General features: G+C 69.2%; 22 protein-coding genes. 12 read left to right on the top strand and 10 right to left on the bottom strand.

The annotated features are described in order from the left end of the window. The first annotated feature begins 5 nt into the window (after positions 1–5). From VHC63_10830 to VHC63_10820, 3 genes are read left to right on the top strand one after another with little or no spacing between them, the layout of a single operon-like run. On the top strand, positions 6–1394 hold the full coding sequence (locus VHC63_10830; protein ID HVV37087.1) for a hypothetical protein: 1389 nt from the start codon (positions 6–8) through the stop codon (positions 1392–1394). 33 nt (positions 1395–1427) lie between these two features. Then, complete coding sequence (locus VHC63_10825; protein HVV37086.1) at positions 1428–2822, top strand: hypothetical protein; 1395 nt, start codon at positions 1428–1430, stop codon at positions 2820–2822. Next, a complete protein-coding gene (locus VHC63_10820) occupies positions 2819–3463 on the top strand; it encodes a hypothetical protein (protein ID HVV37085.1) in 645 nt (214 codons plus the stop codon). Before VHC63_10825 ends, VHC63_10820 begins: the two co-directional genes overlap by 4 nt. Here the strand turns inward: VHC63_10820 and VHC63_10815 are convergent. Together VHC63_10815 and VHC63_10810 are read right to left on the bottom strand one after the other, a co-directional pair. Continuing rightward, a complete protein-coding gene (locus VHC63_10815) occupies positions 3460–4296 on the bottom strand; it encodes an alpha/beta hydrolase (GenBank protein ID HVV37084.1) in 837 nt (278 codons plus the stop codon). The genes VHC63_10820 and VHC63_10815 overlap by 4 nt on opposite strands. Next, complete coding sequence (locus VHC63_10810; GenBank protein ID HVV37083.1) at positions 4296–4889, bottom strand: hypothetical protein; 594 nt, start codon at positions 4887–4889, stop codon at positions 4296–4298. The genes VHC63_10815 and VHC63_10810 overlap by 1 nt, the downstream gene beginning before the upstream one ends. Before the next feature lie 43 nt (positions 4890–4932). Here VHC63_10810 and VHC63_10805 point away from each other — a divergent pair, with 43 nt between their 5' ends. Together VHC63_10805 and VHC63_10800 are read left to right on the top strand one after the other, a co-directional pair. Next, positions 4933–5871, top strand: coding sequence for a lysylphosphatidylglycerol synthase transmembrane domain-containing protein (locus VHC63_10805; GenBank protein ID HVV37082.1), 939 nt, complete (start codon positions 4933–4935; stop codon positions 5869–5871). Then, positions 5868–6659, top strand: coding sequence for a phosphatase PAP2 family protein (locus VHC63_10800; GenBank protein HVV37081.1), 792 nt, complete (start codon positions 5868–5870; stop codon positions 6657–6659). Before VHC63_10805 ends, VHC63_10800 begins: the two co-directional genes overlap by 4 nt. A gap of 16 nt (positions 6660–6675) precedes the next feature. On the opposite strand, the gene VHC63_10795 is transcribed toward VHC63_10800, so the two are convergent. Beyond that, the gene (locus VHC63_10795; protein HVV37080.1) at positions 6676–7449 is read right to left on the bottom strand and encodes a hypothetical protein; all 774 of its coding nucleotides are present in this window, start codon (positions 7447–7449) and stop codon (positions 6676–6678) included. 28 nt (positions 7450–7477) lie between these two features. Here VHC63_10795 and VHC63_10790 point away from each other — a divergent pair, with 28 nt between their 5' ends. Both VHC63_10790 and VHC63_10785 read left to right on the top strand, forming a co-directional pair. Continuing rightward, entirely contained in the window at positions 7478–8269 is a 792-nt protein-coding gene (locus VHC63_10790) for an SDR family oxidoreductase (protein HVV37079.1), read from the top strand. A gap of 59 nt (positions 8270–8328) precedes the next feature. Further along, positions 8329–8658, top strand: coding sequence for a hypothetical protein (locus VHC63_10785; protein HVV37078.1), 330 nt, complete (start codon positions 8329–8331; stop codon positions 8656–8658). A 110-nt stretch (positions 8659–8768) separates the two neighbouring features. On the opposite strand, the gene VHC63_10780 is transcribed toward VHC63_10785, so the two are convergent. Together VHC63_10780 and VHC63_10775 are read right to left on the bottom strand one after the other, a co-directional pair. Beyond that, positions 8769–9254, bottom strand: coding sequence for a glutathione peroxidase (locus VHC63_10780; GenBank protein HVV37077.1), 486 nt, complete (start codon positions 9252–9254; stop codon positions 8769–8771). 9 nt (positions 9255–9263) lie between these two features. Further along, the gene (locus VHC63_10775) at positions 9264–10070 is read right to left on the bottom strand and encodes an adenylate/guanylate cyclase domain-containing protein (GenBank protein ID HVV37076.1); all 807 of its coding nucleotides are present in this window, start codon (positions 10068–10070) and stop codon (positions 9264–9266) included. Positions 10071–10093: 23 nt separating this feature from the next. On the opposite strand from VHC63_10775, the gene VHC63_10770 reads away from it, so the two are divergent. Genes VHC63_10770 through VHC63_10755 form a run of 4 tightly spaced genes read left to right on the top strand, consistent with a single transcriptional unit; the run spans position 10094 to position 14577 of the window. Then, on the top strand, positions 10094–11146 hold the full coding sequence (locus tag VHC63_10770; GenBank protein HVV37075.1) for a polyprenyl synthetase family protein: 1053 nt from the start codon (positions 10094–10096) through the stop codon (positions 11144–11146). Positions 11147–11172: 26 nt separating this feature from the next. Further along, complete coding sequence (gene dxs / locus VHC63_10765; GenBank protein HVV37074.1) at positions 11173–13050, top strand: 1-deoxy-D-xylulose-5-phosphate synthase; 1878 nt, start codon at positions 11173–11175, stop codon at positions 13048–13050. A gap of 11 nt (positions 13051–13061) precedes the next feature. Beyond that, positions 13062–13835: an inositol monophosphatase family protein gene (locus VHC63_10760; GenBank protein ID HVV37073.1), complete on the top strand. Its 774-nt coding sequence runs from the start codon at positions 13062–13064 to the stop codon at positions 13833–13835. Further along, positions 13828–14577 (top strand): maleylpyruvate isomerase N-terminal domain-containing protein, encoded by a 750-nt coding sequence (locus tag VHC63_10755; GenBank protein ID HVV37072.1) that lies wholly within the window; start codon positions 13828–13830, stop codon positions 14575–14577. Before VHC63_10760 ends, VHC63_10755 begins: the two co-directional genes overlap by 8 nt. Before the next feature lie 24 nt (positions 14578–14601). On the opposite strand, the gene VHC63_10750 is transcribed toward VHC63_10755, so the two are convergent. After that, positions 14602–15264 carry an SOS response-associated peptidase gene (locus tag VHC63_10750; protein ID HVV37071.1) on the bottom strand — a complete coding sequence of 221 codons (663 nt, stop codon included), beginning with the start codon at positions 15262–15264 and terminating at the stop codon, positions 14602–14604. Between the two features lie 21 nt (positions 15265–15285). Between VHC63_10750 and VHC63_10745 the strand changes: the two genes are divergently transcribed. Then, complete coding sequence (locus tag VHC63_10745; GenBank protein HVV37070.1) at positions 15286–15858, top strand: HAD family phosphatase; 573 nt, start codon at positions 15286–15288, stop codon at positions 15856–15858. Positions 15859–15906: 48 nt separating this feature from the next. Here the strand turns inward: VHC63_10745 and VHC63_10740 are convergent, their stop codons facing one another. The 4 genes from VHC63_10740 to VHC63_10725 are packed head-to-tail and all read right to left on the bottom strand — an operon-like array spanning position 15907 to position 24575. After that, a complete protein-coding gene (locus VHC63_10740) occupies positions 15907–17949 on the bottom strand; it encodes a prolyl oligopeptidase family serine peptidase (GenBank protein ID HVV37069.1) in 2043 nt (680 codons plus the stop codon). Beyond that, complete coding sequence (locus VHC63_10735) at positions 17906–21643, bottom strand: ATP-binding cassette domain-containing protein (protein HVV37068.1); 3738 nt, start codon at positions 21641–21643, stop codon at positions 17906–17908. The genes VHC63_10740 and VHC63_10735 overlap by 44 nt, the downstream gene beginning before the upstream one ends. A 2-nt stretch (positions 21644–21645) precedes the next feature. Next, complete coding sequence (locus tag VHC63_10730; protein ID HVV37067.1) at positions 21646–23259, bottom strand: hypothetical protein; 1614 nt, start codon at positions 23257–23259, stop codon at positions 21646–21648. Beyond that, positions 23256–24575, bottom strand: a complete 1320-nt coding sequence (locus VHC63_10725) for a hypothetical protein (GenBank protein HVV37066.1) — start codon at positions 24573–24575, stop codon at positions 23256–23258. Before VHC63_10725 ends, VHC63_10730 begins: the two co-directional genes overlap by 4 nt. Positions 24576–24651: the final 76 nt, after the last annotated feature.

Raw genomic sequence — 24651 nt, 5'->3', positions numbered from 1 at the left:
GGACAGTGACAACTCAGCGTCGGTTCATCGCGCTCGTCACGTCGCTACTGCTGACGTTTGCCGGGGTACTCGCACTCACCCTTGCGCCCACGCGGGCCCAGGCCGACGCGCTCGCGCCGCACACGCCGGACTTCACCGTCAACCCCGGAGACACCAAGACGCAGTCGTTCTCCAAAACGCTGGTAGGCAACGGCGGGGCGGTTACCAACCCGCCCAGCGCGTGCCGCACCGATCCCGTCGAGAGCCTCACCTGCGACGCTCGGCGCATCCACGTGAACCGCGCGGCGGGCTACACGCTGCGCATCGTCCTCGAGTGGACCGCGGCCGCCGGCAGCATCAACTCGGTGCCCGACGTCGACATGTTCGTGTTCACCGGCCCGAACTCGTCGCTCGACGACGGCCAGGTCGGCGGCGCCGGCAGCACCATGCCCGAGCAGGCCAAGTTCGTGCCGGCCCAGGACGAATACGACGTGGTGGTCCAGGCTTTCGCCGGCGCCATTACGGGCTACAAGCTGACCGTGTACTACGAGAACGGCGGGTCGAAGATCAGCAACGTCACCCCCGACATCGTGCTGAGCCCGAATCAGGCCCCGTTCGCCAAGACGTACTCGACGGTGCTGGCGGGTGAGAACGGTGAGCCGGCGCTGTATCCCGTCGTCCACCAGCATCCCGACGACTGCCGCAACAACCCGGCGTACAACGGCCTGTGCGACGTGTACCGGTTGAAGCTCAACCGCAGCACGGCCAAGGGCGCGCAGAACTTCGTGGTCCTCCAGCTCGACTGGGACGGCACGATGCTGCCCGACCTCGCGCTCGTCGCGGCCGGCCTCGGCCTCGGCTATGTGCCAGACCTCAACATCTACGTGTGGGACACGCCGACGCACGAACTGGGCTACCAGGCCATCGGCGGCAACGACTCCACGGAACCCGAGCGCGCCGCCTTCACGGCCACCCAAGACGAATACGACGTCGTCGTCCAGTGCGACCTCGGCGCCGACACGAGCTACAAGCTGACGGCCTACATGACCGACGAGCTGTTCAGTAAGCCGTTCGAGGTGCTGGACCCGCTCACCGGTCAACCCGTCGGGAGCGCACCGCTCGACGACAGCAACAACCTGGCCGGCCTCATCCCCGACCACTCGGGCGACGCGATCGGCACGCTGCCGCTCGCCCCGGTCGACGCCGACTCCCAGATCGCCGGCATCGGGCTCGGCACGACGCAGGAATTCAACCCCGACGGTGTGCAATTCGGACACAGTGCGCTGCGCAACACTGCGGCGACGGGTCCGGCGCCGTCGGGCTTCGTGCTGGTGCTCGCGCTGGTGCTGTTCCCGCTGCTCGTGTTGGTCGCGGGGTTCTGGGCGCTGCGCCGCCGCCACGAAGCGCTCATTTAGTTCCCGCCGCAGGCTTCTCTACACTTGGACTCCGTGCTGGGGCTGCTCCGTTCTGTTTCTCGCCGCGCGTCCACCGTCGTGCTCGTCCTCGCTGCGACCCTGGCGGGCCTCGGCGCCGGCGCGATCGTGCTCGCCCCCACCTCCGCCAGCGCGGGCGTCACGCCGGGCGTGAAGCCGGACTTCGTGGTCAACCCGGGCGACACCGTGCCGATGGAGTTCTCACGAACGCTGATCGGAAGCGCGGAGGTGAAGTCGCATCCCGACGACTGCCGCAAGAACGCGGCGATCGGCCTGACGTGTGCGGCGCACCGGCTGAAGGTCAACCGCACGCCTGACAAGAACTTCCAGTTGCGCGTCACCCTCGAGTGGCAGGCCGAAGGCGACCCGACGCTGGCCCAGGTACCGGACCTCGACTTGTTCCTGTTCGACAACGCCACGAGCGCCTTCGACTCCACGAAGGTCGGCGGCGCCGGCCAGACGTCGCCGGAGCAGATCAAGATCGTGCCCGACCAGGACGAGTACGACATCGTCGTGCAGGCCTACGCCGGCGCGGTCACGGGCTACAAGCTCACCGTGTCCTACGTGGCGTCGGCCACGCTGGCGAGCGGGTCCGTCACGCCCGACATCGTGCTCACCCCGCACGCGGCGCCGTTCCAGCACGAGTACTCGAGCGTGATCGTCGCCGGCCAGCCGCTCCTCGACTTCTTCCCCGACGCCTGCCGCAGCCAGCCGGGCTACGAGCAGTTGTGCGACGTGTATCGCATCAAGCTCAACCGCAATCTGTCGAAAGACGCCACCAACTTCGTCGTCATCCAGCTCGACTGGAGCGCGGTGACCGTGCCGGCGCTCAACGCGGTAGCGACGGGTCTGGTGAGCCGGCCCGTCCCGGACCTCAACATGTACGTCTACGACGCGCCCGACCACGCCCTTGACGGGATCGGCGGCACCAGCATCGAGAACGTGCCGGAACAACTCGGGTTCGTGGCGACGCAGGACGAGTACGACCTCGTCATCCAATCGGCCGGCGGCACGGCCACGAGCTACAAGCTCACCGCGTTCCTGAGCGACGAAGTGTTCACGAAGCCCTTCGAACTGCTCGACCCGTTGACGGGCACGCCGATCACGCAATCGCCCGACGGTGAGATCACGCCGATCAACACGCCCACCGACAACTCGGGCGGCGACGTGCCGACGATCGCGCTGGCTCCGGTCGAGCCTGACAGTGACATCGCCGGTATCGGCCTCGGCACGACGCAGCAGTTCAACGCCGATGGGTTGCAACTCAACCGCAGCGCGTTGCGCGATACCGCGGCGACGGCGGCACCTCCGTCAGGCATCGTCCTCGTTATCGGGCTGCTGATCGCGCCGGCGGTTTTGCTCGGCGCCGGGTTCGTGTTCGTGCGGAGACGTCACAGCGCGGTCTTTTGACCGGCATCCTCGACATCCCTGACGAGCCGCCGCGGGTTTGGCGCGGTGTGCCCGCAGCCGCGATCGGCGGCGGGGCGTGCATCGTCGCCGGCACGGTGCTCGCCCGCACGTTCGCCGTCGGCGGGCTGCAACACGCGCGACTCGCACTCGGGCTGTGCGTGCCGGTCCCAGCCGCGATCGCCGCGTGGTTGTTCGCCGGCGCCCACGCGTGGCGCACCGCGGTGACGGCCGTCGCCATGGTCGTGGGCATCGCATGCATGCCGCTGGCGGCGCACGGAGCCACGCCGTCACCGGCGCGGCTCAGCGTCCTCGCTGACCACCTCGGCTTGCCGGGCGTGAAAGTGCACGAGGTGCGAATCGGCAACGGCCGATGCCGCCCGTCGTGCAGCGAGGTGCGGCGTGTGTCGACGGCGAAGGGCAGCTCGTTCGTCAAGACCGCCGCCGAGCTGCAAGCGGCGCTGCGCGTACGCGGCTTCACGGTCAAGCTCTTCGCCCACGCCGTCGGCGCGCCGACGGTGATCAGTGCCGAGAGCAACCGCATCACCGCGGAGTTCGAGCTGCGGCCCGTTGATCTGGACGTCACCCGCATCGCCGGGACCTTCATCGCCAAGGGACCGACGCCGGCCCACTCGGTGGGTTAGCGCGCCGCGTCGAGGAAAGCGCGCACGACGTCCCACCACGCGGTGGGCGCCTCGAACTGCGGGCTGTGGCCACCGCCGGGGATGACGGCGAGTTGCGCGCCGGGGATGGCTTCGCTCATGGCGATCGACTGGGGCATGAAGCCGTGGTCCATCTCGCCCACGACGACGAGCGTCGGCATCGTGAGCGACCGCAGCTTCTCCAGCCGGTCTTCCTGTAACGCCATGTCACCGGCGAGCGCGGCCCACGCCGGGCCCGCGGTGTTGCGCGTCTTGAAGTCCGACCATGCCTTGTACGCCGGGTCCGCCGCGCACATGTCGAGATAGGGCTGGGTGTCGAGCGGGCCGGGTTCGGTGGCGCCTTCGCCGATCGACACCAGCAGATCGGTACCGCCCTCGCGCACCACGGCCTGGCCGGCGGCCACCATCGACGGGTCGACGTGGTCGGGCAACTTGTGGCTCGTGTCCATGAGGATGAGCGACCGCACGCGCCCGGGGTGCCCCAGCGCGAACACCTGCACCACCATGCCGCCCATCGAATGGCCGAGCACGACGGCGTCGTCCCAGCCGAGGGCGTCGAGCAGGGCTCGCAGGTCATCGGCGAGCTGCGCCAGCGAGTACGCCGACTCGTCGTCGGGCTTCGACGAGTCGCCGTGGCCGCGCAGGTCGGGCGCCACCGCGTGCCACCCCAGCGCGCCGAGCCGCGGCAGGTAGTGCGTGAAGTCTTCCTTCGAGCCGCCGAAGCCGTGCACGAGCAGCACGCGATCGGCGTTGCCCATGCCCTGCTCGACGAGCGCGAGCTCGACGTCGTTGGCCTTCACGGTGCGGGTGATCATCAGGCGCTCCCGAAGTTGGAGTAGTCGACGCTGACTTCCTGTGGTTCGGTCTGGTCCTCACCGTAGGGGCGGTTCGACGCGGTGTGCACCGGGATGAGGATGCGCCGGACGCGTCCCGACTTGTCGATGAACACGTCGGCCCACAGCTTCTCGTCCGCGCCGACGACGCCGTTGAGCTTTTGCAGATCAGGCCGGCGCGCCTCGGGCGTCGCCGCGATCGCCTTGGGCAGGTTGATGTCGACCTCGTAGCGCTTGGTGCCCTCGCCCTGCACTTCGGCGCCGCCGTACGCCTTGACGTCGACGACGCCGCGCAGCAGGTCGATCATGGCGGCGGGTTCGGTCACGCCAAACGGCGGGTCGTCCTTCTTGAGGCCTGCGACGGTGAGCGTGTCGGTACCGGTAGCGAAGTCGACGCGTCCGGTCGCCGTGACGCCGGGCGCCGCGCCCACGACGCGCGCGTTCCCGAGCGCCATGGTGATCTGCGGCGCGTTCGCAACCACGGCTTCGGGCTTGGCGGTCGGGCCGGCGTCACCGTTGCCCGAGCAACCGGTCGCCACGAGCGCAAGGAACACAACGGCAATGACACGGGACAAGCCAAGTAACTTACGCGCCGTGTTCTCGCGCCAACGAGTCATCGTGGCGGCTCGTTTGGTGGCCACCGTCGTCATCGCGGTCGTGCTCGCGGGACGGGTGCACCTCGGCAAGGTGCTGCCCGATCGCAACGCCCACAACCTCGTGCTCGTCGCCGTGGCGCTGGCCTTCACGCTGTTGGGTGTCGTGTTGTCGGCCTTCCGCTGGCAGCGCGTGCTGGCGGCCCTTGACGTCGACAGTTCGCTCCTTCAGTTGACGCGGCACTACCTGGCGAGCCTGTTCGTCGGGAACTTCCTGCCCTCGACGGTGGGCGGCGACGTGCTGCGCGTCACCCGCCTCGGTGCCGAGACGGGCGACACCGCTGCGCCGTTTGCGTCCGTGCTGCTCGAGCGCATGTCGGGCTGGATCGTGCTGCCGGCGCTGGCCTTCGGCGGCCTGGCGGTGAACCCGACGCTGCGCCAGCTCGGCCACGCGACGGCCGTCGACGCCGGCGTCGGCGCCGTCACGCTCCTGCTCCTCGGTGGCGTCCTGGTGGCCGTGGGCAACCCGCGGGTCGGGCGCCGCTTCAGCGGGGCGGCCGGCTGGCGGCGCTTCACCGGGGCGATCCACCTCGGCGTCGACCACTTCCGGCGGCACCCGGCCCTTGCCCTGGAGGTGATCCTGGCGAGCGTCGCCTACCAGGCGAGCGTGCTCGTGGCGGTGTTCCTCGAGAGCAAGGCGCTCGAGATCCACGTCGGCTTCACCGCCATCCTCGCCTTCTTCCCCGCGGTGGCCATCCTGCAGACGCTGCCGCTCACCGTCGGCGGCCTCGGCGTGCGTGAGGGGGCGCTGTATCTGTTCCTGCACCCGCTCGGCGTCACCAAGGAGCAGGCCATCGGCCTCGGCCTCATCTACTACTGCTCGATGCTGATCGTCAGCCTGATCGGCGCGCCCGCGTTCGCCGCGGGCAGTTCCCGCCGTAAAGTTTCGGCAGACGCCGCATGACTACTGCCACTGTCGAACCCACCACCGACGAACCCGTCGTTCCGCGCCTGTTCTGGTGGCGGGAACTGCTGACGATCGGCATTTTCTACGGCGTTTACACCGCCGTGCGGAACCTCGGCCTGTCCGACAACTCGACCACGGCGGCGCTGCACCACGCCAAAGAGGTCATTCGGTTCGAGAAGGACCTCGGGCTGTTCCAGGAGCACCGCATCCAGCACGCCTTCATCGGGGCGCACTGGTTCATCCAGTTCTGGGACGTGTTCTACGGCTCGGCGCACTTCATCGTCACGATCATCGCCATCACGCTGATGTTCAAGCGAGCGCCGCACCGCTACCCGGTGTGGCGCAACACGCTGGCGGTCACCGTCGCCATCGCCCTGCTCGGCTTCGCCACCTACCCGCTGATGCCGCCGCGCCTGCTGGCCGACCACGGCCTGCACTACGGCTTCGTCGACACGCTGCAGAAGATCGGCGGGCTGTGGTCGTTTGACTCGGGGACGATGGCGAAGATCTCGAATCAGTATGCGGCCATGCCGTCGCTGCACTTCGCGTGGTCGTCGTGGTGCGCCCTGGTGCTCGTGCCGATGATCAAGCCGCTGTGGGGCAAGATCCTCATGGGTCTGTATCCGTTCATCACGCTGTTCTGCATCGTGGTGACGGCCAACCACTACTGGACCGACGCCCTCGGCGGCGCCATCGCCCTCAGCCTCGGCTACCTCATCGGCGGCAAGCTGCTCACGAACGTCGTGCACCGCCGCCTCGGCCTCCGCGCGTCGCCCGCCGCCTGACCCCCCCGTCGGGACATCAGTAGGCGAAGGGTCGCTGGACGAGCTGGATGCGGCCCGACACCCACGGCTGCGTTAGATCGTCGCTGAACGCGGTGACGCCGTAGCCGTAGTCCGGCGGCGATCCGGGACCCTCGCTGAGCAGGCGCAGGTGGCTGCCGATCACCAGCCACGCCGGCGTCTTGGCGTGGCTTCCGCCGGCGTTGTCGATGCCGGTGAACAGGCCGAAATACACGCGCGTGTTGGCGTCGACGAGGTTGACGACCGCCGTGTGCGCGCGCTGCTCGGCGACGGCACGCGCCTGGATCGGATGCACGCGTGCGGGCGCCGGCTCGACCATCCACCTGCTCGGCGTGGCGCCGATCGCGCCCGGACCGGCCGTGACGAACGTGACGTGCAGTCGGCCGTCGTACGTGCGCCGCGCCGGGGCCGCGTTGACGACCGGCGGCTTGCCTCGGGCCACGATCTGTCCGCTGAGGAGATGCAGCGGCGTCTCACCATCGGCGTAGACGCCGAACGTGTAGCCGCGCGCCACGGTGATCGCCAGCCACGCGGGTTTGCCTTGGTACGAGCCGAACCAAACCTGCGTCGTGCCGTCGGGAAACTCGTGGGTGACCGCCGCCAGCGCCTGTTTGTGTGTCCAGCGGCGTGCGACGCTCGCGATCGGCGGCTCGACGACTTCGCCGTCGTGATTGAACACCACCCGAATCGGCACGCCGACGCCGGAATCGGTCTCGCGGGCGCACGCCGCCATCGCGGCGACGCAGACGAGAAGGACGGCGACGACGCGCACGCCCCAGTGTGTCTCGTAGATTCGCCGGATGGATATCAACGGGCTGTTCTCGATCGCCGGCAAGACGGCGGTCGTGACGGGGGGAAGTCGCGGGATCGGGCGGATGATCGCGGAGGGCTTCGTGAGCGCGGGCGCCGACGTGTACATCACCGCGCGCAAGGCCGAGGCGTGCGACGAGGCGGCGGCGGAGCTCAACGAGATGGGACCGGGCAAGTGCGTGTCGATCCCGTTCAACGTGGCGGGTGAAGAGGGCGCCAAGGCGTTCGCCGCGATCATCGCCGAGCGCACCCCGAAGGTCGACATTCTCGTCAACAACGCCGGCGCCACGTGGGGCGCGTCGATCGAGGACTTCCCCGACGAAGCGTGGGACAAGGTGCTCGACATCAACGTGAAGGGACTGTTCCAGCTCACGTCGAAGCTGCTGCCCCAGTTGCGCGCCGCCGCGACCGCTGACGACCCGGCACGCGTGATCAACATCGGTTCGGTCGACGGCATCAACGTGCCCAGCACGCAGAACTACGCGTACGCCGCGAGCAAGGCGGCGGTTCACCACCTCACCCGCCAGATGGCGCACAACCTCACGGGCGACCACATCACGGTCAACGCCATCGCCCCCGGGCCGTTCTATTCGAAGATGATGGCGTTCATCCTCGACGCCGACGGCGGCGAGGAAGCCGTCGCCCGCGGGGTGCCGATGGGCCGCATCGGCACGCCCGAAGACGTCGCCGGCCTGGCGATCTTCCTGTCGTCGCGCGCCGGCGCCTACCTCACCGGCGCCGTCATCGCCTGCGACGGCGGCATCTCCACCCGCTCCGGCTGACCTAGAAAGTGCGCGGAGGGGGCTTGACAGAGTTAGCGTTTGCTAACTATAGTTAGCGCATGACCCCCACGACGATTCAAGACGAGTTCAACGCCCGCACGCTGAAGACCGTCAAGCAGGCTCAGGAGTTCGCCATCGACGCCATCAAGGCCGTCAGCGAGCGCGTGCAGCCCGTCTTGCCGAAGCTCGACAACGTGCGCGGCATCGACAACCTCCCGACGGCGCACGACGTCGTCGAGAAGGCCTTCGAGCTGAGCGCCGAACTGCTCAAGAGCGCCAAGGCCGTCGCCCTCGAGGCCACCAAGGCGTTCTCGCTGCGCGAGGCCAAGAAGGCGCCGAAGCCGGCGGCCAAGAAGGCACCGGCCGCGCCGGCCGCCGCCGCCTCCTAGTTCGGAATACGAACGCCGCGGGGACGGTTGCAACGAAGCAACCCCTCCCCCAAGGTCAGAAGAAGGGCGCCTGGTATCCCCCCACCGGCGCCCTTCTTCGCGCCTGTGGACTAGTTGGGCAGCGCCGCTTCGACGGCCTTCACGAGGTCGTCGTCTTCGGGCGTGACCAGCGGGCGGAAGCGCGTCACCGACCCGTCGGGCGTGACGAGGAACTTCTCGAAATTCCACACGACGTCACCGGCCTTCCCCTCAGCATCGGCGACCTGCGTCAATTCGGCGTAGAGCGGGTGCTGGTTCTCGCCGTTGACGTCGACCTTCTCCAGCAGCGGGAAGGTGACGCCGTAGCTCGTCGAGCAGAACGTCTCGATCTCGTCGGCCGAGCCCGGCTCCTGGCCGCCGAACTGGTTGCACGGCACGCCGATGACGGAGAAACCGCGGTCTTTGTACTTCTCGTGCATCGCCTCAAGGCCGGTGTACTGCGGCGTGAGGCCGCACTTGCTGGCGACGTTGACGATCAGCAGCGCCTTACCGGCGTGATCAGCCAGCGACGTGTCCTCGCCGTGCAGCGTCTTGAGCGGAATGTCCTGAAGTGCCATGAGCCGACTCTATGCCGACTGCGTCACCTTGCAGACGGGGATCGGCTCGACGAGTCCTTTGAACGACTTGCGCCGCGCCCGGCCGAACGCGACGCGCGGCAAACCGTCGCCCACGGCGGCGCGGATGTCGCCGGTCACGACCACTTCGCCGCCCTTGGCCGACTCAGTGACGCGCGCGGCGACGTTGACGACGTGTCCGACCACGTCGTCGCGGGTGACGACGACGTCGCCCACGTGCAACCCGGCGCGCAGCCGCAGCGGCGCCGGCGGCGACGCGACAAGTTCGAGGCAGGCCAGCACGCCCGCCTCGGGTTCAGGGAACGTCAGCAGCAGGCCGTCGCCGATGCGCTTGACGATCCGGCCGCCGCGACTGCGCACGATCGGGCCCACCGTGCGGTGGTGCTCGACGATGAGCAGGCTCGCCACGTCGTCGCCGTTGCGTTCGGTGAAGCGGGTGAAGCCCTCGAGGTCGGTGAAGGCCACGGTGAGCCGGGTTGTCGTCCCCGCCGCGCCTTCCTCCTCCTCGCCCTTGTTCGACAGCAACTGGATCGTGCTCAGACCGAGCGCGGCGATCAGCGACGGCTTGCGCTCGATGGAGCGCTCGAGCAGGCGCTCGACGACGTCGAGGGGTGGTGCGGTCCGGAACGGCGCACCGGCGTCGGGCTCGTCGACGAAGTCGCGACTGACCAGGCCCGAGTCCATCAACCCGTCGAGCACGTCGGGGTCGCGCTCGCGCAGCGTCTCGACCAGCTTCTTGGCCACGCTGCGCCGGAAGCTCTGAACCGCGGCGCGACCAGTCGCCTTGGGAGATGCCACGTCGTCGATCGTAAACTGACGTGATGCAGGAGGCGCCCTCGAGCCTGGGCGAGATCGCCAAGCGGGTCGACGCCCGGATCGAGGAAGTCCTCGACGGTGAGATCGCACGCTGGGCTGCCGTCGACGACGCCCTGCTCGAACCGCTCCGCTCGCTGCGCGAGTTCGTGCTCGCCGGCGGCAAACGGCTGCGTCCCGCCTTTTGCCTGTGGGCCTTCGTCGGCGCCGGCGGCGACGAGGCCGACCCGTCCGTCATCGACGCCGGCGCCGGACTCGAACTGCTCCACACGTTCGCCCTCATCCACGACGACGTGATGGACAACTCCAAGCGACGCCGCGGCAACGCGACGGTGCACGTGCAGTTCGAGGGCGCGCATCGCGACCGCACGTGGCGCGGCGAGACGCGTCGCTTCGGCGAGGGCGCCGCCATCCTCGTGGGCGACCTCGCATTCGTCTACGCCGACCAGATGCTGCGGGGCGCGCCGCCCGCGGCGATCGACGTGTTCAACGAATTGCGTCTCGAGGTCAACGTCGGCCAGTACCTCGACCTCGTCGGCACGGCGCGGGGCGACGTGTCGGTCGACACCGCCCGCACCATCTGCCGCTACAAGTCGGGCAAGTACACCGTCGAACGACCGCTGCACCTCGGCGCGGCGCTGGCCCAACGACTCGACCTCGCCGGGGCCCTCACCGCCTATGGCGATCCGCTCGGCGAGGCCTTCCAGTTGCGCGACGACCTGCTCGGCACCTTCGGCGACGCGGCGCTCACCGGCAAACCTGTTGGCGAGGACCTCCGGGAGGGTAAGCCCACCACGATGTTCGCCCTGGCCCGCGACGCGGCGACCGACGACGACGCCGCCCTCCTGGCAAGCCGGTACGGCGCGCCCGACCTGTCGCCCGACGAGGTGACGGCGCTCCAGGAGATCTTCGAACGCACGGGCGCGCGGGCCGAGACCGAGCGCCGCGTCGAGATGCTGGTCGACGCCGCCCTCGCCGCCCTGGCCGTCGCCCCGATCACCCCCGAGGCCCGGGACGAGTTGGACGCCCTCGCCCGTTTCGTCGCTGAGCGGGACTTTTAGGGCGTGCGGGGTATCGTGAGCGGGCAATGTTGATCGAGCGCGTGAACTCCCCGGCCGACCTGAAGCAGCTGTCGTTGGCCGAGGTGAACGACCTCGCCGCCGAGATCCGCCAGTTCATCGTCGAGGCCGTTTCCGTCACCGGTGGCCACCTCGGTTCGAACCTCGGCGCCGTCGAGTTGACCCTTGCCATCCACCGGGTGTTCGACTCACCCCGCGACATCATCCTGTGGGACACCGGCCACCAGGCCTACGCGCACAAGATCGTCACCGGCCGGGCGAAGATGTTCGAACACCTGCGCCAGGAGGGCGGGCTGTCGGGCTACCCCAACCGCGCCGAATCCGAGCACGACTGGGTCGAGAACAGTCACGCGTCGACGATCCTGAGCTACGCCCACGGCCTGGCCGCGTCGGTGGCGCGCAGCGGGTCGACGGACCGGCGCGTCGTTTCGATCATCGGCGACGGCTCGATGACGGGCGGCATGGCGTATGAGGCGCTCAACAACCTCGGCCACTCCGGCACCCGGTGCGTGATCGTGCTCAACGACAACGGCCGGTCGTACGCGCCGACGGTGTCGACGCTGAGCGAGAGCGTGTCGCGCCTGCGTCTCAACCCGCAGTACCTGAGCCTCCGTCGCTTCGGCGAGCAGATGGCGGGCGAGCTGCCGGTGTTCGGTCAGTACATGGCCAAGGCGTGGAAGGGCGTCACCGCCGCGATGCGCGAGGTCGCAGAACCAGTCGTGTTCTTCGAAGCGCTCGGTGTGCGCTACGTCGGCCCCATCGACGGCCACGACGTCGCCCTGCTCGAAGAGGCGCTGCACAACGCCGCCGACTTCGACGGGCCGATCGTCGTGCACGTGCTCACGCAGAAGGGCCGCGGCTACCCGCCCGCGGAGGACGACGACGAGAAGTGCCTGCACGACGCGCCGACCTTTGACGTCGCGACGGGGCCGGGCGAGTCGACGCTGCATCCCTACACGCAGGCTTTCGCCGACGCGATCGTCGCCGAAGCCAAGGACCACCCGCAGGTGATGGCGATCACCGCAGCGATGCCGGGCCCGACGGGTCTGCTGCCGTTCCAGGCCCAGTTCCCCGATCGCTACTTCGACGTGGGCATCGCCGAGCAGCACGCGGTGACGATGGCGGCGGGCCTCGCCATGGGCGGGCTGCGTCCCGTCGTCGCGCTGTACTCGACGTTCTTCAGCCGCGCCTTCGACCAGGCGAACCTCGACGTCGGCCTGCACGGCCTGCCGGTGGTGTTCGCCCTCGACCGCGCCGGCATCACCGGCGACGACGGGCCGTCGCACCACGGCGTGCTCGACATGGTGCTGTGCCAGACGATCCCGGGCATGACGATGTTCGCCCCGTCGTCGGTGCAGGAAGTGCCGACGATGCTCAAGACCGCGCTGTCACTCGACGGCCCGTGCGTGATCCGCTTCCCCAAGGGCGTCGCCCGTCAGGTCGACGCGTCCGACGTCGGCTCCGGCCTCGAGGCCAAGCGGTGGCGCTCGGGCGAGTCGCGTCAGGTCGCCATCATCGGCGTCGGCAAGATGCTCGCCGCCGCGCTGTCCGCCGCCGACCTCCTCGCCGAAGACGGCATCGAGGCGACGGTGTGGGACCCCCGCGTCGTCAAGCCGCTCGACCCGGCGATGCTCGCCGACGCGGTCGTGCACAGCGTCGTCGTCACCGTCGAAGACGGTTTCCGCACCGGCGGCATCGGTTCGTCGATCGCCACCGCGCTCGACGCGCTGGGCGGCGCCGGCGCACCGACGGTGATCACGCTCGGCGTGCCCGACGAGTACATCCCGCAGGCCAAAGCCGACGCCATCCTGTCGCGCCTGGGTCTCGACGGCCCCGGCGTCGCCGACACGGTGCGAGCGGCGCTCAACGCCTCCAGCCTGGCGTAGTTTTCAGGGCCGTGGCCCATTCCGAACTCGACTTCGTGCTCTCGCTGGCCGACGCGGCCGACAAGATCTCGACCAAGTGGTTCCGCGCCAAGGACCTGCCCGTCGAGGCGAAACCCGACGACACGCCGGTGTCCGTCGCCGACCGCGAGGTCGAGGAGAAGCTGCGCAAGCTCATCTCGAAGAAGCACAGCGACAGCGGCATCATCGGCGAAGAGTTCGGCGTGCTCGAGGCGAGCAGCGGCGGCACGCGTTTCGTGATCGACCCGATCGACGGCACCAAGAACTACGTGCGCGGCGTGCCGGTGTGGGCGACGCTGATCGCGCTCGAATGCGACGGCGCGCTCGAAGTCGGTGTCGTGTCGGCGCCCGCCCTCGGCTACCGGTGGTGGGGCGTGCGCGGCGAGGGCGCGTGGCGCAACGGCGAGGCGATCCACGTCAGCGACACCGCGACGATCGAGGAGGCGTTCCTGTCGTCGGACAGCTACACCACGTTCCGGCAGCACGGCCCCGCACGCGGTGACGCCTTCGACGCGCTGGTGGCGCGCTGCGCGCGCACGCGCGGCTTTGGCGACTTCTGGTCGCACATGCTCGTGGCCGAGGGCGCCGTCGACATCGCCGTCGAGCCCGAGGTGACGCTGTGGGATCTCGCGGCTTCGTCGGTCATCGTCGAAGCGGCGGGCGGGCGCTTCAGCGATCTCGCCGGCAACCCCGGTCCGGGCGGTGGATCCTGCATCGCCACCAACGGCGTGCTGCATGATGCGGTGGTGGAGGCGCTGCGTGCCTAGCCGTGAGCAGTTCCTCGACTCGTTGCACCGCGACGCCGAACTGTTCGAAGCGGCGGTGCGCGCCGGCGGCGATCTGACCCAGCCCGTCGACGGTTGCCCCGAGTGGGATCTCGGCGCGCTCGTCGAACACCTCGGCACGCTGCAGCGCTACATCACCGCCGGCATCGAGAGCGGCGGCAAACCGACGGGCGGCTGGCCGAGCGCGCCCGAAGATCGCGCGCGGTTCGCCGACTGGTTCGCCGAAGGCGCGGCGGCGCTCGAAGCGGCGCTGCGCGCTCGTCCCGACGACGAAGCGTGCTGGACGTTCTTCCCCAACGCCCCGCAGACGATCGGCACGTGGGTGCGCCGGCAGGCGCACGAACTCGCCGTCCACCGCTATGACGCCGAGATGGCGGCGACCGGCGTCGCCGAGGCGCTCGATCCGGCGATCGCCGTCGACGGCATCGACGAGTACTTCGACCTGTTCGTCCCCCGCGTCGACGGGCGCACACCGATTCGCATCGGGGAGCTCACGATCCACCTCCACGCCGCCGGCGACGCTGCAGGTGAGTGGCTCGTGCGCTGCGGTGACCACGCGCCCGCCGTCACCCGCGAACACGGCAAGGGCGACGTGGCGCTCACCGGCGAGGCGAGCGACCTGCTGCTCACGATCTGGGGGCGCGTCGACCCCGAAGAGGTGGGCGTCGCCGTCTTCGGCGAGCCCGACGTGTGGTCTCGCTTCCAAGCGGCCGCCGCCATCTGACCCCGACCACGAATCGGTAAGGGGCTAGTGGCCGGCGAGGGGCTCGAGGAGTTCGGGGCCTTCGTTCTTCACGTTGCTCACGAGTTTGGTGACGGGATAGGCGCGCATCTTCTCTGACGGGAGCGGCACGAGCAGCTTCGCCGCTTCTTCGGCGCCGACGGTCGGGTCGAGCCACGGGTCCCACGCCTCTTCGGGGAGGCACACCACCATGCGGTCGTGGATCTTGGCGACGAGGTCGTTGGGTTCACCGGTGATCAAGGTGACGGTGCGCAGGTCCTTCGGCTTCCACACGTCCCACAGCGCGGCGAAGGCGAGCGGGCCGCCGTCGGCGGAGGTGATGTAGAACGGCTGCTTCTCCGGCTTCTGCCATTCGTAGAAGCCGTCGGCGGGCACGATGCAGCGCCGCCGGTCGAGCAGGCGCCGGAACCCGCCCTTCGACGTGACGGTCTCGGCGCGCAGGTTGATCATGCGATTGCCGATCGACTCGTCCTTGGCGAAGCCGGGCACGAGTCCCCACCGCAGTGCGCCCATGCGGCGCTGGCCTTCCTTGGTGGTGACGATCGTGTACACGTCGAGGGTCGGCGCCACGTTGTAGCGCTCGCCCAGATCCTCGGCGACGACCTCGTCGACGTGGAACTCTTCGGCCAGCTTCGAGGCCGCGGTCGCCGATACGTAACGCCCACACATGGTTCCTTAGTGTTAACCGAGATGGACGCCGTCGTATTCGACTTGGGCAATGTGCTGATCGAGTGGGACCCGCTTCGTGTCGTCAGCGCGGCCTTCGTCGAGGGCGCCGACTTTCACGCCTGGAACGCCGAGCTCGACCGCGGCGTGCCCTTCGACGACGTGGCGGCGCGCTGGGCCGCCGCGCACCCGAACCACGCCGAGGAAGTCGCCGTCTTCCAGGAGCGCTGGCTCGAGACGCTGGGCGCGGTCGACGCCGACGTGCTCGCCATCGTGCGCGAGCTCAAGGCGCGGGGCGTGGGCGTGTTCGGGCTGACCAACTCGTCGATGGAGAACGCCCCGCGCTCGGCCGAGGTGCAGCGGGTGTTCGCCGAGCTGGACGGCGTGGTCGTGTCGGGCGCCGTCGGGCTGCTCAAGCCGAGCCGTGAGATCTACGAACACACGGCGGAACAGTTCGGCCTCACGCCGGCGCGCACGTGGTTCGTCGACGACAACGCCGCCAACGTCGCCGGTGCCCGCGAGTGCGGTTGGAACGCCATCCTCTTCACCGACGCCGCTTCGCTGCGGACGGAACTCACCGCCGCCGCACTTCTGTGAAGGAATTTCCGTGCGGAGCACGGGAATTCCTTCACAGAAGGCGTGGGGTTAGCGGGGCGGGGCTAGTCCCAACTGGTGGGCGAAGTAGCTGAGCTGGTCGGCGCCGAGGTCGAGGGTGCGCTCGGTCGACCGGACGCTGTGGCCGACGTCGGCCTCGCGCCGGAACAGGATCGGCTTGGCGTCGGGGTCCGATGATGTGGCGAACTGGAGCGCGGCGCACATCTTGCGCGGGTGCATGACGTCGGTGCGCGAGTCGTTGTCGAACGACGTGAACAGCACGGACGGGTAGGCCACGCCGGCGCGCACCTTGTGATATGGCGAGAAGCCGTAGAGCCATTGGAACTCGACGGGGTCGTCGGCCGTCCCGTATTCGTCGTTCCAGGTGATCCCGAGACCGAAGTGTTCGTAGCGCAGCATGTCAAGCAGCGGCGCCGAGCAGATCACGGCGCTCATCTCGTCGGGCCACTGCGTGAGCGTGGCGCCGACGAGCAGACCGCCGTTCGAGCCGCCGTAGATACCTAGTTGTCCGGTGGTCGTCCACCCCTCGGCCTTCAGGTAGCGCGCCGCCGCGATGAAGTCCTCGAATACGTTCTGCTTGTTCTCGCGCATGCCGGCACGGTGCCACTCCTCGCCTTCTTCTGAGCCGCCGCGCAGGTTGGCGTACGCGTACACGCCGCCGGCGTCGACCCAGGTCTGGATCAGCGACGAGTACGCCGGCGACAGTGAAATGTTGAACCCGCCGTAGCCGTAGAGGATCGTCGGGCGCGGACCTACCGACGCGTCGCCCTTGGCGATGACGAACATGCGCACGTCGACGCCGTCGTGGGACTGGTAGGTGTGCTGGCGCACGAGCACGTCCGACGACGGCGGCAATGCGCCGGGCGTCGTCGCCCACGTCGTCGCCGTCGCGGTGTCGACCGCGAGGTGCAACACCGTGCCGGCGTTGACGAAGTCGGTGTAGTGGATCCAGGCGTTGGCGCTGTGATCGCGCTGGGCCATCACCATCGCGGTGCCGGCGCCGGGCAGAGCGACGGCACGCTCGTCGCCGGTGGCGGGATCGCGCACGGCCAGCGTCGTCACCGCGTGCTGTTCGCGGGCCACGACTATGCCGCCCTCGGTCGGTTCGGCGGTAACGAGGACGCCGTCGCTTTCGGGCACGACATCGGTCCAGTTCTCGGGCCCGGGGCGCGTTGGATCGGTCACCACCATCCGCTTCTTCGGCGCGTCGAGAGAGGTGTGCAGGTACAGCCGGCCCAGGATCACGCTGCCGTAGGTCTCGGCGTCGACGCCTTCGACGACGGGCCTGACCGACGCATCGCCGGCGAGGTCGGCGATGTAGAGATCGTTGCGGGGTTCGGTCCCGATGCTCGCCGCGATGAGGAGCCACCGGCCGTCGTTCGACAGGTCGACGCTGTAGTAGGTCGACGGATCGCGTCCTTCACCGAAGACGAGCTGATCGTCGTCGGCGGACGCGCCGACGACGTGGCGCCACACGCGACGGTTGAACGGCTCGGGAGTGAGCCGTCGCACGTAGAAGAAACCCGAGCCGTCAGGCAGCCACGCCACCGACGTGTAACGCGTGCGCTCGATCGGTCCGTCGACCACCGCGAGGGTGGCAACGTCGAGCACGCGAATAGCGGTGTCCTCGTCGCCGCCCGACGAGACGCCGATGACGATGCGATCGCCGTCGGGCGACACCGACACCACGTCGAGCGTGGTGAGTCCGGACGCGTCCTCGGCCATCGGATCGAACAGCACGCGCTCGGAGCCGTCGGGTTCGCGCAGGAACAGCTTGGCGTGCTGCTCGCCCGGTTCGCGGCGGCTGAAGTACAACCGCTCGCCGCGCACGGCCGGCGGGCCGATCGTGCCGGGCAGCAGCCGCGCTTGCGCGGCGCGCCACTTGTCCCGTCCCGGCAAGGCGGCCAGCCACGGTTGGCACAGCGCGTCCTGCGCCGCCAGCCACGCGTCGAGCTCGGGGTTGTCGTCGCGTTCCTCCATCCACCGGTACGGATCGGGGACCTTGGTGCCGTGGTAGTCGTCGACGACGTCAGCGCGTCGTGCCGGTGGGTACACGACCTTTGGGCTTGGCATCGCCGGATCGTACGGGCTTGCGGCGCGCTCCCGACCGCGAAATCGTCGCCGCGTTCGTACCGAGGTACGACTCGATCACCCGCGGGTGCGCCAGCACCTCCTCGGGCGTGCCGGTGGCGATAACGCGGCCCAGCTCGAGCGCCACCATGCGGTCGCACACGGCGCGCAGCAGCGGCATGTCGTGTTCGATGATCACCATGGCGCAGCCCGTCTCGGCGCGCACGCGTTCGAGCAGTCCGACGAGCGCCTCGGTTTCGCGCTGGGCCACCCCACTCGACGGCTCGTCGAGCAGGACCACGGCTGGCTGCTGGGCGAGAATGCAGGCGAGGTCGACAACGCGGCGGGTACCGGTCGACAACTCGCCGATGAGCTTGCCGCGGTAGGGCGCCAGGCCCATCGTGGCGACGAGTTCTTCGACGGTGGCGTGCACGTCGACCTGCGCCTCGACGGCGGCCGGCAGTTGCAGCGCGTCGGCGAGAATGCTGCGCGACCGCACGTGACGCTCGCAGGCGACGGCGAGGGTCTCGGCCACCGTCAGCGTCGGGAACAGGCGGGCCTCTTGGAACGAGCGCCCGAGCCCGAGCCCGGCGCGCTGGCGCGGCCCGGTCTCGTTCACCTCGACGCCCCCCACGCGGATGGTGCCCCCGTCGAGCGGGGTGAAGCCCGAGATGCAGTCCATCAGCGTCGTCTTCCCCGCACCGTTGTGGCCGATGACGCCCACGATCTCGCCGGGCTGCACGACGAAGTCCACGTCGTCGACGGCCGTGATGCCGCCGTAGCGCTTGGCCACGCCGCGGACTTCGAGCGCCGGTGCCGAGGCGTCCGCGGACGTTGCCGCCGACGCGCGTGTGCGAGCTGGTACCTCGGCGGTGCCGGCGATGAACACCGAGCGCAACAGGTCAGGGCGAGCGAGCAGGTCGCGCGTCTTGCCCTCGAAACGAATCTGGCCGCGCTCCATGAACACCGCGCGCTCGGCTAACTCCAAGGCAACGTTGACTGACTGCTCGACGATGACGACCGTCACGCCGCGGGCGTGGACGGCGCGCACCACGTCGAGCAACTCGGCGACCACCGTTGGGGCGAGACCGAGCGAGAGTTCGTCGATCATCAGCAGTTGCGGCCGGCCCATGAGCGCGCCGGCGAGCGCCAGCATCTGTTGCTCGCCGCCGGACAAGTCGCCGGCGAGTTGCCGCTTGCGCTCCCCCAAAACCGGGAACAGCGCGTACGCCTCGGCCAGCGCGGCGTCGACGCGCGCCACGTCTTTGCGGAACAGCCATGTCGCCATGCGCAGGTTGTCGGCCACGGTGAGCGTCGGGAACACGGACGCGCCGCCGAGCATCAGCGACACGCCCCGCCTCGTCGTGCGATCCGCGGCCTCGCCCGTAATCGCGTCGCCGTCGTAGTGCACGCTCCCGCCTGTCGGCGGCAGGAGACCGGAGATCCCCTTGAGCAGCGTCGACTTGCCCGCACCGTTGGTACCGAGCAGCGCCACCATCTCGCCGCGGCCGACGGCGAAGTCGAGGTCGAACACGATTTGGCGCTGCCCGTAGGCGAGGTCGAGCCCGGTGCATGCGAGGATCGGGTCGACGATCGGCCGCGCGGCACGCGTCGGCTCGGCCGGCACCGGCGTGTCGGCCAGCGCGGACGACTCGTCGAGGCGCGCGTTGCCGAACTCCGGCACGTCGAGCCCGCGGCGCGCCGCTACCGCCCGCAGGGCGCGATCACGCACGGCGACGAGGACTTGGCCGATGCCTCCGGGTAAGGCCAGGAGGACGAACAGCAGACCGGCACCGGTGACGACGAGGCGCAGCTGCCCCAGCGCCTGAATCGACTCGATCCACCGGAACAGCAGCACGCCGGTCACCGCACCCGTGAGCGAGCCCAAGCCGCCGATCACGGTGGTCGAGAACACGGTGATGCTGTCGGTCACCGGGTAACTGCCGGGGCTGAGGCTATGCAGCAGCTGCACGTGCAGCGCCCCGGCGACGCCGGCAACCGCGCCGGCGAGCATGAAGCCGCTCAGCTTCAGGCGAACGACCGACAACGACGCCGCCGACGCGGCGCGCTCGTTGTCGCGTGTGGCGATGAGGCTGCGGCCGGTGCGCGCCCGGCGCAGGTTGGCCGCCACCACGAGCCACACGCCGAGGACGGCGACGCACAGCAAGTACATCGTGTACTGGTTCTCGAGGTCGAAGCGGCCGAAGAGCAGGGGCCGGGGTACCTGCGAAGGAATCCACTGCGGGAAGTTGTTGAGGTTGAGGAAGTAGCCGTCGAGGGCGACGGCGAAAGCGATCGTGGTCACCGCCAGGAACAGACCGCGTATGCGCAGCGCCGGCAGTCCGATCACCAGCGCCACGACGGCGCCGGTCAACCCCGACAGGATCAGCACGAACAGCAGGTCCATGTTGTTGCGAGCGATGAGGTTGCCCGCCACCATGGCGCCGGCGCCCACGACGCCGAACTGGCCGAGACTGATGTTGCCGCCCCAGCCCGTGAGCATCACGAGCGACACGCCGACGATGGCCCACACGATGGCGAAGGCCGCCAGCAGCTGCGTGCTCGGCGACCACAGCTTGGGCACGAACACGAGTCCCGCACCCGCCACCACGATCAACGCCACCCGGGCGACGCGAACCTCGGGCAGCCGGCGCAGCGCGTCGGGGATCGGGCGGATGAGGCCCGTCGCCGACCACGCCGCCTCGCCGCCCTCGGTCGCCCGCGAGAAGGCGTTGCGCTGGAGTACGAGTGCGCCGACGATGACGACGAGGAACACGACGTTGATGACCGACGGCGATCCCGTCGAGTTCCAGCGCACGACCTGTTCGAGGATGCCGAGGCCGATGCCGGCGACGAGGGCGGTGGGCAACGAGTCCATGCGGGCGACCACCGCGGCGGCGAGCGCCGGCAGCAACACCTGCGGGCCGTTGCTCGCCACGCCGGGCGTCACCCCCGAGAACGGCGCCTTGAGGATGAACGTCAGCGTGGCGAGACCACCGACGAGGACCCACACGATCGTCGTGTTGCGGCGCACGGGGACCCCAAGTAGCAGGGCGCGGCTTTCGTTCTCGGCCGCGGCGCGCACTGCGACGCCGACATCGGTGCGCGCCAGGAACCACAGCAGCCCGACGAGCACGAAGGGCGCCACGATCACGATGAGCATCTCGTCGCCGCCCAGCGTCTTGACGCCGAGGTCGATCGACAGCCCGAGGGGCACCTTGAAGGCGCCGGTCACCGAGACGAAGTTGATGGCGCGCGACCCGATGATCTCGAAGCCGCCGAGCACCTGGGTCAATCCGATCGACGCGACGGTGAGGACGAGGCGCGACGAGTTGCGGAATCGGCGCAGCACGACGTATTCGACGGCGCCGCCCATCACCGCGCCGAGCGCCACGCCGACCGGGAGCACGACGAAGAACGGCACGTGGTGCTGGCGGTACATCCCGATGGCCAGTACACCGACGAGGCTGCCCATGGAGCCGAAGGCGAAGTTGACGAAGCGGTTGCTGCGATACGTCAGGATCAGCGCCATGGCGCCGAGGGCGGTGACGGTCCCGAAGATCACCCCGATGGCGACCACCGCCGGCGGCGCCGTGCGCGCCAGCTTTGGTCCCGTTCCGGGGAGTGCGTACGCCAGCGCGTACAGCACCGGCACCGCGGCGACGAGCCGGCCGCGTCGCGACGTCGCGCCCGTCACCGTCAGCTCTGCGGGATCTTGGGCGGGCCGGGCGTCATCTGATTCGCGCCGTGGCGGTAGCGCTTCCCCGGCTCCGGATCAGCCCAGGCACCAGGTTTGGAGTTGTAGGGCGAGATCTTGTTCGGGTCCCAGTAGATCTCGTGGAAGTCGTCCATCGGCGTGTAGTCACCGGGCCCGAAGTTCCACAAACCCGCGGGCCCAAGGTGATCGCCGTAGGTGAACATGCCCTTCTCGAACGTGGCCGGCGTCAAGTTCGGCCCAGCCAGCTGCACGCCGATGGCGAAGAGGTACATCTGGTAGTACAGCGAGTCGACGGAGTGCGCCGGCTCGTCGCTGCGCAGCGACTTGTACGCCGCGTACCCGATGGTCGAGTACGGCGGCTGGCTCACGTTCGGTCCGAGCGGGCTGATACCGAACGAGTGCTTCGTGAACTCGGCGTCCCACAGCTGACCGACGATGTCGAGTTCGTACCCCGACACGAACTCGGGGAAGTAGTTGTCGCGCGATGCGTCACCTGAGAGGAAGATCGGAAAGATCGGATCGCAACCGCACAGGATCGTCGTGACGTTCTCACTGCGCAGCTTGGCCACGATGTTCGTGGCCTGGTTGGAGAACGTCGAGATGTCGAGCTGGTACGCGATCGGATCGACCTCGAGAGGGTGACCGGCGGCGGCGAAGACCTTTTCGGCCGCCTTGACACACTCCTGGTACCAGGCGTTCTCCGGGGCGATAATCGTGATGCGCCGCGGCTTGCCTTTGATGTCGCCGCCGGCGAGGTCGGCGTTGCCACCCGACAGGCGCTTGAGGACGTACTCGGTGGCGTCCTCGACCACCGTCGAGCAGTCGGGCAGCGGGCTCCACGAATACGGCCGCCGCTGCGTGTACCACTCGCGCGACATCAGGAGCGATCCGAAGTTCATGACCTTCTGGCGCGCCAGCGCGTCGGCGTAGGGCTCGGTCAGTGCGGTGAGATCGGCGAACGACTTGAGTTCGGTAGCGACCCGGGTGGCGTCGACTTCGGCCTTGTCACGACCGTTGCCGAGCAGTTCGGCGGCGAGCGAACCCTGGCCTTGGAAGTAGTCGAGGACGATGTGGCGTCCGTAGAACTGGAAGTGCTTGTTGAAGTACTCGGCGAGGACGTCGAGGGTGCGCTTCACGTCGTCGGGTGTGTCGGCGATGTCGGTACCGACGACTTCGGCGATGGCGTCGTCGAGCGACGCGTCCGACGTCTGCCGGATGGCAAGGTGGACCTCGGTCCCGGTGACACCTCGCGTCGTGGCGCCGCCGTTGCTCCCGCTGAAGGTGGCGCACGGGGGTGAGTACGGATCGCCCGGAATCTGCTGCGCACGGTCGGTGCACGGGTTGGTGCGCGGCGGCGTCGCCTTGGCGGCGACGTTGCCGGTGGCGCCGGCGACGGTGGTGGCAGTTTCGCCCGGCGCCGTCACGTCGCTGCCGGTGTCTCCGGGCGCCTGGTCGGCCGACAGCGACTGGTCGCGTACCGACTGGACCTTTGAGGGCACGAACACCGCCATCATCAGCACGAGCATCGCCAGCATGAAGAACGGCCCGTAGCCGCGCAGGATGCTCGTGGGCCGCGGCGAGCGCGGCGCAGTCACGACGCGACCTCGCGCCGGCGGCGCAGCCGCAACTCACCCTCGACCAGCACCGCACCGAGCCCGATAACGGCGAGCGCGACCCACCAGGCGTTGTCGGCCGGCTTGGTGCGCACCGCCGGCAGCGCGGCCCGCGTCCGGCCCGGCGGCTCCTTCGGGGCATCACCGAGGTACAACGCCGGCGGCGACACGAACTCGGCGGGCGGCGGCGTGGTCGCAATGTCGGCCGCGCTCACGTTCGTCCTCGGCGCCGCGCCGGCGGCGAAGTCGAAGCCGGTGACGGGCGGCAGGTCCTTCGTCTGCGCCTGCGTGCCGCCGATGTTGACGTTCATCGAGCCGCCGCCGGTGGCCGCCAGCGTGAGCACGTCGGCGACGAGGATGATCGACGCCGGCGAGTACGCACACGGCGTGTGGTCGAGCAGGTATTGAAACACCGCCTGGCGCACCGGCTGCGCGCCGTTGATGACCGGCCGCGCCAGTTGGTCGCGCGTCGCGCTCGGCACGATCCCGATGCGCAGCGGGTCCACGAAGGTGGTGTCGTTGTCGGTGTGGATCTTCGGCAGCGAGACCACCAGACCGAGCGGGGCGAGTGCCGTGTTAACGCGGTCGAGCGTGGCGAAGGCGTCGGACTGCGGCACGGGGACGCCCGCGATGGCGACGCGGTCGATCCAGAACTTCGATGACGGGTCGGCCTTGCCCGGCTCGGACGCCGACCGCCAGTGCAAGCCCTCCAACTTCACCAGGCCGTTGACCAGCGAGACCGAACCGACGTCGACCTGCCCGGTAGCGATGGTCCGGCCCGCGGTGTCGACGCCGCTGGTCGACTCCGCCTTCGAGTTGGCGAAGGTGATCACGCCGGCGAGGTCGAGCGGCGCGATGGTCGAGGCCGCGTCGGCGAATGGCCGCGACGACGCCCGGGCGTCTTCCTCGAATGGTCCGTTCTTGGTGGTCTTGCCGTCCTCGGCGCCGGGCTCGCGCGAGTCGACACGCGTTGGCTTCGGCAGGTACTTCGGGTCGATCGGCGGTTCGGAGTTGGGGCACGACGCCGTGGTGGCCGCGGTGCCGATGACGCCGAAGTTCACCATCTGCGCCTGGGCGCGGGCGACGTTGTTGGTGTGGTCGGCCAGGGCGGCGCCGAAGGTGACGGCGTAGGACAACCCGGCCGTGCGCGGGTCGAGCTGGAGCGTCTGGGCGAACGAATGACCGAAGCTCGGTTCGCTCGTGGCCGCGGACGCGCCGGCTCCCGTGATGGGCCCCAGTGTCATTCCCACCGCGCCGGCGGTGAGTGCAATCCCCCAGCCGACTGCGACTGCTCGCACTCGTCGCACCTTGTCGGTCCCCCCGTTTCCAGACGAACGTTAGCGCTAGGTTGAGCGTTTCAGATACCGGGGGGAT

The organism is Acidimicrobiales bacterium (genome assembly GCA_035546775.1).
Classification (GTDB): domain Bacteria; phylum Actinomycetota; class Acidimicrobiia; order Acidimicrobiales; family JACCXE01; genus JACCXE01.
The sequence above is the reverse complement of the archived record's forward strand: the minus strand, read 5'-3'. Positions and strand labels throughout refer to the sequence as shown.

Coding starts and splice junctions, on each gene's coding strand:
- VHC63_10780 (HVV37077.1), bottom strand. CDS start 9,254: ATGGCACTTCAGGACATTCCGCTCAAGACGCTGCACGGCGAGGACACG.
- VHC63_10745 (HVV37070.1), top strand. CDS start 15,286: ATGGACGCCGTCGTATTCGACTTGGGCAATGTGCTGATCGAGTGGGAC.
- VHC63_10815 (HVV37084.1), bottom strand. CDS start 4,296: ATGATCACCCGCACCGTGAAGGCCAACGACGTCGAGCTCGCGCTCGTC.
- dxs (HVV37074.1), top strand. CDS start 11,173: ATGTTGATCGAGCGCGTGAACTCCCCGGCCGACCTGAAGCAGCTGTCG.
- VHC63_10750 (HVV37071.1), bottom strand. CDS start 15,264: ATGTGTGGGCGTTACGTATCGGCGACCGCGGCCTCGAAGCTGGCCGAA.
- VHC63_10770 (HVV37075.1), top strand. CDS start 10,094: ATGCAGGAGGCGCCCTCGAGCCTGGGCGAGATCGCCAAGCGGGTCGAC.
- VHC63_10785 (HVV37078.1), top strand. CDS start 8,329: ATGACCCCCACGACGATTCAAGACGAGTTCAACGCCCGCACGCTGAAG.
- VHC63_10740 (HVV37069.1), bottom strand. CDS start 17,949: ATGCCAAGCCCAAAGGTCGTGTACCCACCGGCACGACGCGCTGACGTC.
- VHC63_10790 (HVV37079.1), top strand. CDS start 7,478: ATGGATATCAACGGGCTGTTCTCGATCGCCGGCAAGACGGCGGTCGTG.
- VHC63_10800 (HVV37081.1), top strand. CDS start 5,868: ATGACTACTGCCACTGTCGAACCCACCACCGACGAACCCGTCGTTCCG.